This is a genomic window from Streptomyces sp. NPDC055400 (assembly GCF_053644375.1).
The window spans coordinates 412,044-425,473 of sequence record NZ_JBSHLM010000001.1 but is presented as its reverse complement, the minus strand read 5'-3'; the positions used below and the strand labels follow the sequence as shown (position 1 = coordinate 425,473).

The following is a 13,430-nucleotide window of genomic DNA, read 5'->3' as shown; positions in this document are numbered from 1 at the left end:
GATGACCGGACGGCGGTCTGCCCGCGCCGCACCGTGGGGACGGGCGCGGCGCGCACCCCCGGGCCGGGCGGGTCCCTCCTTGAGCGGAGGGGGGACCCGCCCGGCCCCTGGGCTTTCCCCCTGTGGCGCCCGGCGGGTTGTTACGGGGTCCTACACGCGCGGTGCGGGCCCTACACGTCCTGCCCGTTGCCACCGCCCTCGGCGATCGCGGACTTCTTGATGCCCTTGGTGATCTTGTCCATCGAGGTCACGTCCGGCGCCTTGTCGTTCACGTCGATGCCGAAGCGGACGACGACCAGCGACTTGGGGTTGGCCGGCGCGGGGAAGACCAGCGACTCGACGTAGCCGTCGTCGCCCTTGGCCGTGACGACCTGCCAGCGCACCAGATAGCCCTGCCGGCCCGCCACGGTGACGGCCTCGGAGGCCAGTTCCTTGTGCGAGGTGATCTTCCCGTAGATCGCGCCGCCGTACGACTCCTGCGCGTTCTTGGAGATGTCCTCCTTGGCCGCGGCCTTGGCGCCGGTCGCCTTGAGCTTCAGCGCCTCGGCCGACGCCGAGAACGCGCCGCCGCGCACACACTGCTGCTTCGTGTCGCCGGGGCAGGCGTACGGGCCGGTCGTCACCCCCGCGTTGCCGCCCTTCGTCGTGCCGCCGGTCCAGCCGTCGAGCACGGGTATCGACACCCCGTTGACCAGGTCGGCGGCGAAGCCGTCGCCGGAACCCGGCGCCTGCGGAGCGCCGCTTTCGCCACCGGAGCCACCGGGCCCGTCACTGCCTCCGCTGCCACCCGACCCGTCCCCCGGCCCCTGAGGAAGTCCCGGAGAAGCAGGGGGACTTGACGAGGAGCCGGCCCGGTCGCTCTTGCCGTCGCCGTCCCCGGACGTCAGCGCGTACACCCCGCCGACGATGCCGCCGAGCACCACTACGGCGACACCGGCGGCGATGGCTATCTTGAGGCCGCGCCTCGGCTTCGGCTCCGGGTACGCGGGGTAGCCCGGGTATCCGGGGTGGCCGAACTGCCCCTGCGGCGGGGTGGTCTGCGGATAGCCGTACGCCTGCGGATGCGCGCCGGGAGCCGCCGGCGCGTACGCGGGCGGGGCGGGCGCGGCGCCTGCCTCGGCGGCACGCGTCTGCTCCGTCCACGCACTGCCGTCCCACCAGCGTTCGGTGCGGGGGCCTTCGGGCTTCTGGCCGGGATCGGGGTACCAGCCGGGGGGAGTCACCTGGGTCATGGGCGCCACAGTATGAGGCGTGCGTGAAAGAGGCATGAGAGGGGGCGGGTCCGGTTCCGGAAGGGCACCTTCCCACTTACGGCGAAGACCTGCGCAGACCCCCACCCACAACCCCCCGGCTCCGGCTACTCTCGACATCTGTACGTCGATTGAGCGACTTCGGGAGGGTGCGGGATGACGCAGAGTCGGCCTGAAGGAGCCGCCTCGGCCGCCCTGTGGGAGCGGGACAAGGAGATCGCGCACGTCGAGCGGGCGCTCGCCGAACTCTGCGGGGACGCGGCGTCGTCGGGCAGCCTCGTCGTGTTCAGGGGCGAAGCGGGCATCGGCAAGACCGCCCTCCTCGAAGAGGTGCGCCGCGTCGCGGCGGGACGGGCCACGGTCTGGTCGGCCCGCGGCGGTGAGACCGTCACCTCCGTCCCCTTCAACGTCGTACGCCAGTTGCTGCAGCCCGCCCTCCTCGCGCTCTCGCAGGAGGAGGCCCGCGAGTACTTCGGCGACTGGTACGAGATCGCCGGCCCCGCCCTAGGCATAGCCGAACCGGGCGGCCGCCAGGCCGACCCGCAGGGTGTGCGCGACGGACTCGTCGCGGCCGTGTCCCGGCTCGCCCGGCTGCACTGGCCGCTCGTCCTGCTCGTCGACGACGCGCAATGGGCCGACGAGGAGACCCTCCACTGGCTCGCCGCGTTCGCCGAACGCCTCGACGACCTCCCGGTCCTCGTGGTCGTCGCCCACCGCGACGGCGAGGCGACCGCCGCCTCCACCGGACACCTCGAAGCCGTCGGCGCCGCCGCCCGGCCCCGCACCACCCTGTACGCCCTCACCCCCGACGCCACCGCCGGACTCACCCGCGCCACTCTCGGCGCGCACGCCGACGCCCCCTTCTGCCGCGAGGTGTGGGCCGTCACCGGCGGCAACCCGTACGAGACGGTCGAGCTCCTGGCCAAGGTCCAGGACAGCGGACTCGAACCCGCGGAGGGCTCGGCCGGCGAACTGCGCGCCCTGAACAAGTCGGCGCGCGGCCGCGGCCTCGTCGACCGCCTCGAAGGGCTCGGCACCGACGCGACGCGCTTCGCCTGGGCCGCCGCCATCCTCGGCACCCGGATCGCCCCCGAGCTCGCGGCGCGGCTCGCGGGGATGACCCCGGGCGAGGCCGGCCGCTGCGCCGAGCGGCTGCGGGGCGCCCGCATCCTCACCGACGCGACGTACGAAAGCGGCGGCATGGGGCTGGAGTTCGTGCACCCGCTGATCGCCAGCGCCGTGTACCGCTCCATCCCGCCGGCCACCCGCACCGCCATGCACGGGCAGGCCGCCTGGGCCGTCACCGCCTCGGGCCACGGCGCCGCGGCCGCCTCCCGGCATCTGCTCCAGGTCCACCCGGACGACGACCCCGAACTCGTCGAGCAGCTGCGTGCGGCGGCCGGCGAACACCTCGCGGTCGGCGCCCCGGAGGCCGCCCGCCGCTGTCTGGAGCGCGCCCTCCAGGAACCGCCACTGCCCGACGTACGGTCCGAACTGCTCTACGAGCTGGGCTGCGCCACCCTCCTCACCTCGCCCGCCGTCACCATCGGCTACCTGCGCCAGGCTCTCGACACCGACCCGGGCCTCGACGGGGACGCGCGCGTGGACGCGGTGTGCCGGCTGTCCCAGGCCCTCGTCCACAACAACCAGCTGGAAGAGGCGCTGCGCGAGATCGACGCCGAGGCCGCGCGGCTCGACCCGGGTCCGGCCCGCCTCCGCCTCCAGGCCATGCGCTACATGTGGGAGGGCATCCACGCGGGCGAGGAGGACTCCCCGGGCCGCTCCCGCAATCTCGCCGCGCTCGCGGGCTCCCTCACCGGCCGGGACAACCCCGAGCGGGTCCTGCTCGTCCTGCGCGCCTTCGACGCGATGACGCGCGGCGAGAACGCGGAGGAGGTGGTCGAACTCTGCGACCGCTCCCTCGTCAACGAACGCCTCGCGCCGGGCCTCGGCTGGACCGACCCCGAGTGGGGCTTCGAACTCCTCGCCATGCTCGGCAGCGCCTATCTCTTCGCCGACCGGCTCGACCGCGCGGAGAGCCTGTTCGCCGAGGCCGTACGCGCCTACGAGACCGCGGGCTGGAGTGGCGGCCATCTGGCGCTCGCGCACGCCTTCGTCGGTTACGTCCACCGCAGGCGCGGCCGCCTCACCGACGCCGAGGCCGTCCTGCGCGAGAGCCTGCGCCTGGCCGACCGCGTCGGCCGCGGCCTGCCCATGCACTGGGACGCCGCGTGCATGCTCATCGACACGCTCGTGGCCCGCGGCCGGATCGGCGAGGCGATGGAGATCGCGGAGCGCTACTCCTTCGGCCCGCCCTACCCCTCCACGATCGTCCTGCCCGACGCGCACTCCGTCCGCGGACGCCTGCTGATCGCCGCGGGCCGCACCGAGGAGGGCGTCGACGAGCTGGAGGCGGCGGCCAAGGCGGCCACCGCCCGCGGCGGACACAACACGATCATGGCGCCGTGGGCCTGCGACCTGGCCCGCGCGCTCGCCACCGAGGACCCGAAGCGCGCCAGGGAACTGGCCGCCGACGCCCGGCTCCAGGCCGAGCGCTTCGGCACGGACACGGCGATCGGGGAGGCCTTGCGCTGCGAAGCCGCCCTGGAGACCGGCCAGCGCTCCCTGACGCTCTACGCGAAGTCGGTCACGTACCTCGAAGCGTCGCCCTGCGCATACGAACACGCGGTGGCCCGCGTCGAGTACGGCATCGCCGCCCGCTCGGTCGCGGAACTCACCCGAGGCCTCACCCTGGCCAAGTCGTGCGGCGCCGACGGCCTGGCCGCCCGCGCCCGCGAGGTCCTGGACACGGGACGCGGCCTGCGCTGACCGGCGGCGTGCGCGAGGGCTCAGCCTGCCGCCGGACCCTCGCCGCTCTCCTCGGAGAGGACCCGCTGAGCCACCGCGAACGCCGAATTCGCCGCGGGGACACCGCAGTACACCGCGGACTGCAGCAGCACGGCGCCGATCTCGTCGGGCGTCAGGCCGTTGCGCAGCGCGGCGCGCACATGCATCGCCAGCTCGTCGTAGTGGCCGTGGGCCACCAGCGCCGTCATCGTGATCACGGAGCGTTCGCGGCGCGTCAGCGTCGGGTCGGTCCAGATCTCGCCCCACGCGTAGCGCGAGATGAAGTCCTGGAAGCGGGCCGTGAACGGGCTCTGCCCGGCCTGCGCGCGGTCGACGTGCGCGTCGCCGAGCACCTGCCTGCGCACCTCCATGCCACGTCCGGCACCCCCGCCGAGCTGGGCGCGCAGCGCCGTGATCACGGGTTCGGGGCACTGGGCGGGGGCGAGGTGCGAGGCACCCGCGATCTCGACGAGCGACGAGCCGGGCACGGCGTCGGCGATCTCCCGCAGATGCGCGGGCGGCGTCGCCGGGTCCTCGCGGCCCGCGATCAGCAGCGTGGGAGCCGTGATCGAGGCGAGCTCCTCGCGGATGTCGAACGCGGCGAGCGCGTCACAACAGGCCGCGTACGCCTCCGACTCGGCGGTGCGGTGGTCCTCGACGAGGGCGGGCACGGTGAATCCGGGCGTGAACCAGCGCCGGTCGGCGGTCTCGGCGACCGGGCCGAGCCCCTCGCTGCGTACGAGCGCGGCCCGTTCCTCCCAGGGCTTCGAGCCGCCGAAGTGCGCGGACGAACAGATCACCGCGAGGCTCGTCACCCGCTCCGGGTGGTGGACCGCGAGGTGCAGGCCCACCGCGCCGCCGAGCGACACCCCCGCGTAGGCGAAGCGCTCGATGCCGAGGGAGTCGGCGAGGTCCAGGACGAGCCCGGCCAGATCGGCGACGGTCGCACCAGGGCCGATCAGGCCTGCCGGGGACTTTCCGTGTCCCGGCAGGTCCCAGCGCACCACACGGTGGGTGACGGACAGTTCGGGCGCGACCGCGTCCCACAGGGCGGTGGAGGTGCCGAGCGAGGGGCCCAGGAGGAGCGGGGGAGCGGTGGCGGGGCCTTCGGCGCGGTGGTGAAGAAGGGTGCCGCGGTCGGGGGATGCAGTGCTCAACGTCGCTCCAGGGCACGGTCGGTGAGGGCTCCGGCGGAGCCGGTGTAACGGGCGGGGTCGGTGAGGTCGGCCACGTCGGTGCCCTTGAGGTCGGGCTCGTCGGCCAGGATCTCGGCCAGGGGCCTGTCCTCGGCGCGGGTGCGCCGCGCCGCCTCGGTCAGCAGGGACTTCGCGCGGGCGCGACCGAGCAGGGGTGCCAGCTCGGCGGCCAGGCGCTCCGAGACGATCAGCCCATGGGTGGCGAAGAGGTGTTCACGCATCACGTCCGCGTGGACCTGAAGCCCCTCGGCGAGCTCGGCCGCGTCGCGCGCCGCTCCGCCCACGAGCCGCAGGAGGTCGCGCAGCGGCTCCCACTCCGCGTGCCAGGCACCGGCGGGGCGCTCGTCCTCGGCAGCCATCGACGCGTACAGCGTCGCGGCGAGCGCGGGTGCGCGGCGGGCGGCCGCCGCGACTAGCGTCGCCCTGACCGGGTTCGCCTTGTGCGGCATCGCGGAGGAACCGCCGCCCGCCCCCTCCGACAGCTCGCCGATCTCCGTACGGGACAGCGTGAGCACGTCCGCCGCCGGCTTGGCGAGGGCCCCGGCCGTGAAGGCGAGCGCGCCCGCGAGGTCGGCGACCGGGGTGCGCAGGGTGTGCCAGGGCAACACGGGTGCGGACAGGCCGAGTTCGGCCGCGTACGCCTCGGTCAGCTCACCGGCGTTCGTGGAACCGAACACACCGAAGGCGGCCAACGTGCCAGCTGCGCCGCCCAGTTGGACAGGAAGCGAAGCGCGCACGGTGGCCAGTCGGTCGCGTGCGTCGAGGACGAGCGAGCGCCAGCCCGCCGCCTTCAGGCCGAACGTCGTCGGCACGGCGTGCTGCGTGAGCGTACGGCCCGGCATGACGGTGTCCCGGTGCGCGGCGGCGAGCCGGCCGAGCGCGCTCTCCGTGCGCGCCAGGTCGCCGAGCAGCCCGTCCAGCGTCCGGGCCGCGAGCAGCATGAGCGCCGTGTCCAGGATGTCCTGGCTGGTGGCGCCCCGGTGGACGTACGGGGCGTGCTCCCCGGCCACCGCGGCCGTCAGGTCGGCGACCAGCGGGATCACCGGGTTGCCCCCGGAGCGGGCGCGCAGCGCGAGGTCACGGGCGTCGAAGCGATCCTCGTCCGCGGCGGCGCGCGTCACCGCGTCCGCCGCGGCCACGGGCGAAAGGCCCAGGGCGGCCTGCGCCCGGGTCAGCCCCGCCTCCGCGTCGAGCAGGGCGCGCAGGACCGCCGCGTCCGAGGTGGCCGACTCCGCGGGGGAACCCGCGCGGCCGGGGGCGAGCAGTCCGGCGTCGGGCTCGGCGCCGGGATCGACGTGTGTCACTGGAACTCCAGGAAGACCGTTTCGCCTTCGCCCTGAAGGCGGATGTCGAAACGGTACGTGCGGTGCGCGTCTTCCTGCGGCTGCGCGAGCAGCGTCGCGCGCCGCTCCGCGGGCAGGGCGTCGAGCAGCGGGTCCGCGCCGTCGGAGAGGTAGGCGCGGGTGAACAGGTGGTGCAGCAGACCGCGCGCGAACACGCACACGCTGATGTACGGCACTCCCGCGTTGCCCGGCGGCAGTGTGAAGAGCGCGTAGTGCCCGTCGGCGTCCGTGGCGACCCGGCCGAATCCGGTGAAGTCGGTGCCGTTGCGGCCGAGATGACCGCCGGTCGTGGGGTCGCGGCGCAGCGAGCCGGGCGCCCCGTCGAGCGAGCCGTCGGGTCCGGCCTGCCAGAACTCCAGGATGGCGTCCGGCACCGGGGCGCCCTCGCCGTCGAGGACGCGGCCGTGCAGGGCGATCGTGTCGGGGTGCCCCTTCGGCGCGACCTGCTCGCCCTCGGGGAACGGCAGGGCGTAGCCGTAGAACGGGCCGACGGTGTGCGACGGCGTGGGCAGGAGCTTCTCGGGCACGGAGGTCATCGGCCTTCCTCGATCCAGGTGGCGGAGGGACCGTCGAGGACGATGTCCCACTCGTAGCCGAGGGAGAACTCGGGCTGGGACAGGTCGTGGTTGTACGCCGCGACCAGGCGGTCGCGCGCCGCGTCGTCCGTCACCGACCGCAGGATCGGGTCGTAGCGGAACAGCGGGTCGTTCGGGAAGTACATCTGCGTCACGAGCCGCTGCGTGAACGCGTCCCCGAACAGGGAGAAATGGATGTGCGCGGGGCGCCACGCGTTGGTGTGGTTGCGCCACGGGTACGCGCCCGGCTTCACGGTGGTGAAGGAGTAGCGTCCCTGATCGTCCGTCAGCGTCCGCCCCACTCCGGTGAAGTTGGGGTCGAGCGGAGCCGGGTGCTGGTCACGCAGATGCGCGTACCGGCCCGACGCGTTGGCCTGCCAGATCTCCACGAGCTGGCCGCGCACGGGGCGGCCGTCGCTGTCGAGCAGTCGTCCGGAGACCGTGATGCGCTCGCCGAGCGGCTCGCCCGCGTGCTGACGCGTCAGGTCCTGGTCGATGTCGGTGATGTCCGTGGCGCCGAAGACGGGCCCGGACAGCTCTACGGTCTCCGGGTCGCCGCCGTTCACGGCGACGAGCGGCTGCTTCGGGTGGCGCAGGAGCGAGCTGCGGTACGGCGCGTAGTCGCGCGCCGGGTGGTGCCGGGCGGGCGCGCCGCCCGCGCGCGCCTTGTCGTACGCGCTCTGGAGGTCCGCGACCTCGACGTCGATGTCCGACTGGGTGAGTGCCATGGTGGGTTCCTGAGTCCTTAGCGTTCGAGGACGAGGGCGAGGCCCTGTCCGACGCCGATGCAGAGGGTGGCGACGCCGGTGCCGGAACCGGCGGCCTTGAGCTGGTGCGCGACGGATCCGGCGAGCCGCGCGCCGGACGCGCCGAGCGGGTGGCCGATCGCGATGGCGCCGCCGCGCGGGTTGAGGACCGCGGGGTCGAACTCGGGCCACTCGGCGACACAGCCGAGGACCTGAGCGGCGAACGCCTCGTTCAGTTCGAGGGTGGTCAGGTCGTCGAACCCCTTGCCTGCCCTGGCGAGCGCGCGGTTGACCGCCTCGACGGGGCCGAGCCCGAAGTAGTGCGGGTCGATCGCGGCGACCCCGGAGGCCGTCACCCGGGCGAGCGGCTCGCGTCCGGTGGCCTTGAGTCCCTCCTCGTCGACGAGGAGCAGCGCGGCGGCGCCGTCGTTGAGCGGCGACGCGTTGCCCGCCGTCACCGTCCCGGTCCCGGTGCGGAACGACGGCTTCAGCTTGGCCATGGCCTCGATCGACGCGCTCTCGCGCACACACTCGTCCCGCGCGACGACGAGCGGGTCGCCCTTGCGCTGCGGCACGGCCACCGGCACGATCTCGGCGTCGAACAGGCCGTTCTTCTGCGCGGCGGACGCCTTCTCGTGCGAGGCGAGCGCGTACGCGTCCTGCTGCTCACGCGTGATCCCGTGCTTGTCGGCGATCAGCTCGGCCGACTCGCCGAGCGGCACGGTCCACTGCGGCTCCATCCGCGGGTTGACCATGCGCCAGCCCAGGGTCGTGGAGTACAGCTCCGTGTTGCCCGCGGGGAACGGCCGGTCGCTCTTGGGGAGCACGTAGGGAGCGCGGGTCATCGACTCGACGCCGCCGGCCAGGGCGATGGAGACGTCGCCGAGCGCGATGGCCCGCGCGGCCTGGATGACGGCTTCGAGGCCGGAGGCGCACAGCCGGTTGACGGTGACGCCGGGCACGGAGGTCGGCAGCCCGGCGAGCAGCCCCGCCATGCGGCCGACGTTGCGGTTCTCCTCGCCCGCGCCGTTCGCGTTGCCGAAGTACACGTCGCCGATCAGCGCCGGGTCCAACTCCGGTGTACGCGCGAGAAGTTCACGGATGACGTGCGCGCCGAGGTCGTCCGGGCGGACGGAGGCGAGGGAGCCGTTGTACCTGCCGACCGGCGTGCGGACGGCATCGACGACGTAGACGTCCTTCATCGGGCTTCCTCCGGGATGCGGACCTTGGCGGCGGTCCTCGCGGTGACGTCGTCGGCGGTGACGCCGGGGGCCAGCTCGACGAGTTCGAGACCGTCGGCGGTGACGTCGAGGACGCAGAGGTCGGTGATGACGCGGTGGACGCAGGCCTTGCCGGTCAGCGGCAGCGTGCAGTCCTCGACGATCTTGGGTGTGCCGTCCTTGGCGGTGTGGGTCATGGTGACCAGCACGGTGCGGGCGCCGTGGACGAGGTCCATGGCCCCGCCGATCCCGGTGATCATCTTGCCGGGGACGGCCCAGTTGGCGAGGTCGCCGCGGGCGGAGACCTGCATCGCGCCGAGGACGGCGACGTCGATGTGACCGCCGCGGATCATGCCGAAGGAGAGTGCCGAGTCGAAGTAGGAGGCGCCGGGCAGGACGGTGACGGTCTCCTTGCCGGCGTTGATGAGATCGGGGTCGACCTCGTCGTCGGCCGGGTAGGGGCCGACGCCCAGGATGCCGTTCTCGGATTCGAGGACGACCTCGACGCCGGGCGGCAGGTGGTTCGGGATGAGCGTCGGCAGGCCGATGCCGAGGTTGACGTACTGGCCGTCGCGCAGCTCGCGGGCGGCGCGCGCGGCCATCTCTTCGCGGGTCCAGGCCATCAGCTGCTCACCGTTCCTCGTGCCTCAGGCGCGGAGACCGTGCGCCGTTCGATCTGCTTGTCCGTGGCCTGCTCGGGTGTCAGGGGCACGACGCGCTGGACGAAGATGCCGGGCACGTGCACGGCGTCGGGGTCGATGTCGCCGGGTTCGACGAGTTCCTCCACCTCGGCGACGGTGACGCGTCCGGCCATCGCGGCGAGGGGGTTGAAGTTGCGGGTGGACTTGTTGAACACGAGGTTCCCGTGGCGGTCGCCCTTCGCGGCACGCACGAGGGCGAAGTCGGTGCGGATGCCGTGCTCGAGGACGTAGTCCGTGCCGTCGAAGGCGCGGACCTCCTTGGGCGGGGACGCCAGCGCGACGCCGCCCTGGCCGTCGTAGCGCCAGGGGAGTCCGCCCTCGGCGACCTGGGTGCCGACGCCGGCGGGCGTGTAGAACGCGGGGATGCCGGCGCCGCCGGCCCGCAGGCGCTCGGCGAGCGTGCCCTGCGGGATCATCTCGACCTCGACCTCGCCGGACAGGTACTGGCGGGCGAACTCCTTGTTGGCGCCGATGTACGACCCGGTGACCCGGGCGATCCGCCCGGCCGCGAGCAGCACGGCCAGGCCCGAGTCCATCGCCCCGCAGTTGTTGGAGACCACGCTCAGGCCCGTGGTGCCGCGCTCGTGGAGCGCGGCGATGAGCACGTTCGGGACGCCGACCAGGCCGAACCCGCCGACTGCGAGGGACGCCCCGTCCCCCACGTCGGCGACCGCTTCCGCGGCCGTCCCCACCACCTTGTCCATCCGAGCCAGCCTCTCCACGAACCTGAAATACTCAGCGCACTGAGCATTTATGTGACTGGCGCTTACGGTGCCATCGCATGCCCGTACCGTCAATAGCCCAGGTTGACGGCGGTGGGAGGCAGGGGAGTCGACTCGACACGGGCTGCCCCATGGTCGAGTATTGGTCAGTACACACCCGAAAAGACCGGAGGTCCGCGATGGCCGCGGTGGATCTGACCACCCACCCGGGGCACCTGGCCCGGCGCCTCCAGCAGGCGCACTACCTGCTGTGGAACACGATGGTCTCCGAGGAGATCACCTCACCGCAGTTCGCCGTCCTGAACGCGCTCGTCGCCGAGCCCGGCCTCGACCAGCGCACCGTGGGCGAGCGCGTCGGCCTCGACCGCTCGACCATCGCCGAGGTCATCAGCCGCCTCAGCCGCCGCGGACTGATCGACAAGGTGCGCGACCCGCAGGACGGCCGCCGCTCCCTGCTGCGTCTCACCGGCGACGGGACGCGCGTCCACCGCAAGCTGACCGTGCGCACGGCCCGGATGAACCAGATCTTCCTCGCGCCGCTGTCCGCCGACGAGCAGGCCGTCTTCTTCGACCTGATCCAGCGCGTCTCGGACGCGGCGGAGGGGCTTCGCCATCCGACGGAGCCGCTCGCGAAGGCCTGACGACGGTGTCCCGGTGCGAGCCGGGGCTCTCACCGCTCGGCGAAGAGGACCCACACCTGCCCGGGCGCGAACGTCATGCGCTTGCCGCTGCCCGCCGTCGTGAACTGTGTGCCGTCGCCCGCCGAGCGCCGCTCCCACCGGACGTCGTACGCCCGCCCGTCCCGCAGTACCGTCGCCTTGCCCGAACCCACGGTGTCGGAGAACGGTGACGTGTTCCCCGACCGGTCGTGGAACCGCGAGCTGCGGACATCGACGTACTGGACGACGACGGTCGACGCGTTCAACGTCCCGCCGTCCGTGGTGCGGGCCCGGGTGCCGTCCATCGATACCTGCCAACTACCGCTCTGGGCCGACCAGTTGAAGGTGAAGCGCGCCGCCGGGAAGCGCACGGTGAGGGCGTTCTTCGCCTGCCCGCCCGCCGGGCGCGCCCCGAACGTGACCCCGGCCGCCGCCAGCGCGCCCGCCTGCGGCGTCACGCCCAGCTTGCCGGGGCGGAGGTAGAGGTTGTGCGGCGCGGGCCTGTCGCTGCCGCGGAAGTAGGCGGCCGCCGGGGCCTTGCCGGGCGGGAGCGCGTCGAGCGGGGCCTCGGCGATCAGCGGCAGCAGTTTCGACTGAGCGCCGGAGAACGCCAGCGTGGGGCGGTCGAACTGCCGCAGCAGTTCGAGATCGGTCTCGCGGGCGCTGCGCACCGGGCCGACCACGGGCGGCAGCCGGGTCGCGTACACGGCCATCAGCCGGCTCAGACCGCTCTCGACCTGCTCCGCGTAGATGATGTCGGCCCGGCCGATGCCGGTCTGCGGGCGGGCGGGGCCCACGTTGTCGATCTTCACGGCGAGAACGGCGCCACGGCTTCCCCCGCCGGTGGGGCTCGCGGAGTGGCCGTCCGGCGGATGTCCGTCGCCGACCGTGCACCCGGCGGCCGTGGCGGCCAGGACCGCCGCGACGACCGCGGCCCGCCGCACGCGCGTCACCCGAACCCGTCGTATTCGCACGTGTGGGTGATACCCGCCCGGCAGCGGACCGATCAGTTCCGGTGGAACGTGTTCGACATACTTGGCGGAGCTCACGTGAGCCGACGCTCATACCGGCCAGGGAGTGTCCGGCCATGATCCGCCGGACACTCCCTAGCGCAGGACATCCGCCAAGTCGTACCGCACCGGCTCGTCCAGCTGCGCGTACGTGCAGCTCTCGGGCGTCCGGTCCGGGCGCCAGCGGCGGAAGCGGGCCGTGTGGCGAAAACGCGCGCCGTTCTCCATGTGCTCGTACGCCACCTCGGCGACGAGCCGCGGTTCGAGGGGCACCCACGACAGGTCCTTCTTGCCGGTCCAGCGGCTCGTCGCCCCGGGCAGGCGGGCCTTCTCGTGCGCCGACTCCTCGGTCCACGCGGCCCACGGATGGTCCTGCGCCGACTCCAGGCGCAGCGGCTCCAGCTCCGCGATCAGCTCCGTGCGCCGCTTCATCGTGAACGCCGCGCACACGCCCACGTGCTGGAGAACGCCCTCGTCGTCGTACAGGCCGAGCAGCAGGGAGCCGACGACCGGGCCGCTCTTGTGGAAGCGGTAGCCGGCCACGACACAGTCCGCGGTCCGCTCATGCTTGATCTTGAACATCAGGCGTTCGTTCTCGCGGTAGCGCAGGTCGAACGGCTTGGCGATCACCCCGTCGAGGCCCGCGCCCTCGTACTGCTCGAACCACGTCTGCGCCAGCTCGGCGTCGGTCGTCGAGGGGGCCAGGTGGACGGGCGGCGTCGCGCCGGACAGCGCCTCGGCCAGGCGGGCCCTGCGGTCCGCCATGGGCGTGTCCATCAGCGACTCGTCGCCGAGGGCCAGTACGTCGAACGCCACGAACGACGCCGGGGTCCGCTCCGCCAGCGTCTTCACCCGGGACGCGGCCGGGTGGATGCGTTCGGTGAGCGCGTCGAAGTCGAGCCGGCCGTCCCGGGCGATCACGATCTCGCCGTCCAGGACGCAGCGCTCCGGCAGCCGGTCGAGGAGGGCGGCGACCAGCTCAGGGAAGTAGCGGGTCAGGGGCTTGCCCGTGCGGCTGCCGATCTCCAGGTCGGCGCCGTCCCGGAAGACGATCGCCCGGAAACCGTCCCATTTCGCCTCGTACTGCATTCCCGCAGGGATCTTCGCGACGGACTTGGCGAGCATCGGCTTCACGGGCGGCATCACCGGCAGATCCATGAC

General features: G+C 73.2%; 12 protein-coding genes. 2 read left to right on the top strand and 10 right to left on the bottom strand.

Annotation, left to right across the window (positions count from 1 at the left end):
• Positions 1-170 precede the first annotated feature (170 nt).
• On the bottom strand, positions 171-1,232 hold the full coding sequence (locus tag ACWIGU_RS01810; RefSeq protein WP_454396356.1) for a DUF2510 domain-containing protein: 1,062 nt from the start codon (positions 1,230-1,232) through the stop codon (positions 171-173).
• 174 nt (positions 1,233-1,406) lie between these two features.
• Between ACWIGU_RS01810 and ACWIGU_RS01805 the strand changes: the two genes are divergently transcribed.
• On the top strand, positions 1,407-4,079 hold the full coding sequence (locus ACWIGU_RS01805) for an ATP-binding protein (RefSeq protein WP_454396354.1): 2,673 nt from the start codon (positions 1,407-1,409) through the stop codon (positions 4,077-4,079).
• Positions 4,080-4,099: 20 nt separating this feature from the next.
• On the opposite strand, the gene pcaDC is transcribed toward ACWIGU_RS01805, so the two are convergent.
• The 7 genes from pcaDC to ACWIGU_RS01770 are packed head-to-tail and all read right to left on the bottom strand — an operon-like array spanning position 4,100 to position 10,582.
• Positions 4,100-5,254 (bottom strand): bifunctional 3-oxoadipate enol-lactonase/4-carboxymuconolactone decarboxylase PcaDC, encoded by a 1,155-nt coding sequence (gene pcaDC / locus ACWIGU_RS01800; RefSeq protein ID WP_454396352.1) that lies wholly within the window; start codon positions 5,252-5,254, stop codon positions 4,100-4,102.
• Complete coding sequence (gene pcaB / locus ACWIGU_RS01795) at positions 5,251-6,597, bottom strand: 3-carboxy-cis,cis-muconate cycloisomerase (protein WP_454396350.1); 1,347 nt, start codon at positions 6,595-6,597, stop codon at positions 5,251-5,253. Before pcaB ends, pcaDC begins: the two co-directional genes overlap by 4 nt.
• The gene (gene pcaG / locus ACWIGU_RS01790) at positions 6,594-7,172 is read right to left on the bottom strand and encodes a protocatechuate 3,4-dioxygenase subunit alpha (protein ID WP_356271580.1); all 579 of its coding nucleotides are present in this window, start codon (positions 7,170-7,172) and stop codon (positions 6,594-6,596) included. The genes pcaB and pcaG overlap by 4 nt, the downstream gene beginning before the upstream one ends.
• Entirely contained in the window at positions 7,169-7,939 is a 771-nt protein-coding gene (pcaH, locus tag ACWIGU_RS01785; protein ID WP_454396347.1) for a protocatechuate 3,4-dioxygenase subunit beta, read from the bottom strand. Before pcaH ends, pcaG begins: the two co-directional genes overlap by 4 nt.
• Before the next feature lie 17 nt (positions 7,940-7,956).
• Positions 7,957-9,159, bottom strand: a complete 1,203-nt coding sequence (locus tag ACWIGU_RS01780; RefSeq protein ID WP_454396345.1) for a thiolase family protein — start codon at positions 9,157-9,159, stop codon at positions 7,957-7,959.
• On the bottom strand, positions 9,156-9,800 hold the full coding sequence (locus tag ACWIGU_RS01775; protein ID WP_454396343.1) for a CoA transferase subunit B: 645 nt from the start codon (positions 9,798-9,800) through the stop codon (positions 9,156-9,158). The genes ACWIGU_RS01780 and ACWIGU_RS01775 overlap by 4 nt, the downstream gene beginning before the upstream one ends.
• Positions 9,800-10,582 carry a CoA transferase subunit A gene (locus ACWIGU_RS01770; RefSeq protein ID WP_454396341.1) on the bottom strand — a complete coding sequence of 261 codons (783 nt, stop codon included), beginning with the start codon at positions 10,580-10,582 and terminating at the stop codon, positions 9,800-9,802. Before ACWIGU_RS01770 ends, ACWIGU_RS01775 begins: the two co-directional genes overlap by 1 nt.
• Positions 10,583-10,779: 197 nt before the next feature.
• Here ACWIGU_RS01770 and ACWIGU_RS01765 point away from each other — a divergent pair, with 197 nt between their 5' ends.
• Positions 10,780-11,241, top strand: a complete 462-nt coding sequence (locus ACWIGU_RS01765) for a MarR family winged helix-turn-helix transcriptional regulator (RefSeq protein ID WP_454396339.1) — start codon at positions 10,780-10,782, stop codon at positions 11,239-11,241.
• 29 nt (positions 11,242-11,270) lie between these two features.
• Here the strand turns inward: ACWIGU_RS01765 and ACWIGU_RS01760 are convergent, their stop codons facing one another.
• A complete protein-coding gene (locus tag ACWIGU_RS01760) occupies positions 11,271-12,212 on the bottom strand; it encodes a DUF3048 domain-containing protein (protein WP_454396337.1) in 942 nt (313 codons plus the stop codon).
• A 153-nt stretch (positions 12,213-12,365) separates the two neighbouring features.
• Positions 12,366-13,427: an ATP-dependent DNA ligase gene (locus ACWIGU_RS01755; RefSeq protein ID WP_454397236.1), complete on the bottom strand. Its 1,062-nt coding sequence runs from the start codon at positions 13,425-13,427 to the stop codon at positions 12,366-12,368.
• Positions 13,428-13,430 lie beyond the last annotated feature (3 nt).

Excerpts from the sequence above, each read along its gene's own strand:
- ACWIGU_RS01810 (WP_454396356.1), bottom strand. The coding sequence starts at position 1,232 with ATGACCCAGGTGACTCCCCCCGGCTGGTACCCCGATCCCGGCCAGAAG.
- ACWIGU_RS01805 (WP_454396354.1), top strand. The coding sequence starts at position 1,407 with ATGACGCAGAGTCGGCCTGAAGGAGCCGCCTCGGCCGCCCTGTGGGAG.
- pcaG (WP_356271580.1), bottom strand. The coding sequence starts at position 7,172 with ATGACCTCCGTGCCCGAGAAGCTCCTGCCCACGCCGTCGCACACCGTC.
- pcaH (WP_454396347.1), bottom strand. The coding sequence starts at position 7,939 with ATGGCACTCACCCAGTCGGACATCGACGTCGAGGTCGCGGACCTCCAG.
- ACWIGU_RS01780 (WP_454396345.1), bottom strand. The coding sequence starts at position 9,159 with ATGAAGGACGTCTACGTCGTCGATGCCGTCCGCACGCCGGTCGGCAGG.
- ACWIGU_RS01775 (WP_454396343.1), bottom strand. The coding sequence starts at position 9,800 with ATGGCCTGGACCCGCGAAGAGATGGCCGCGCGCGCCGCCCGCGAGCTG.
- ACWIGU_RS01770 (WP_454396341.1), bottom strand. The coding sequence starts at position 10,582 with ATGGACAAGGTGGTGGGGACGGCCGCGGAAGCGGTCGCCGACGTGGGG.
- ACWIGU_RS01765 (WP_454396339.1), top strand. The coding sequence starts at position 10,780 with ATGGCCGCGGTGGATCTGACCACCCACCCGGGGCACCTGGCCCGGCGC.
- ACWIGU_RS01755 (WP_454397236.1), bottom strand. The coding sequence starts at position 13,427 with ATGGATCTGCCGGTGATGCCGCCCGTGAAGCCGATGCTCGCCAAGTCC.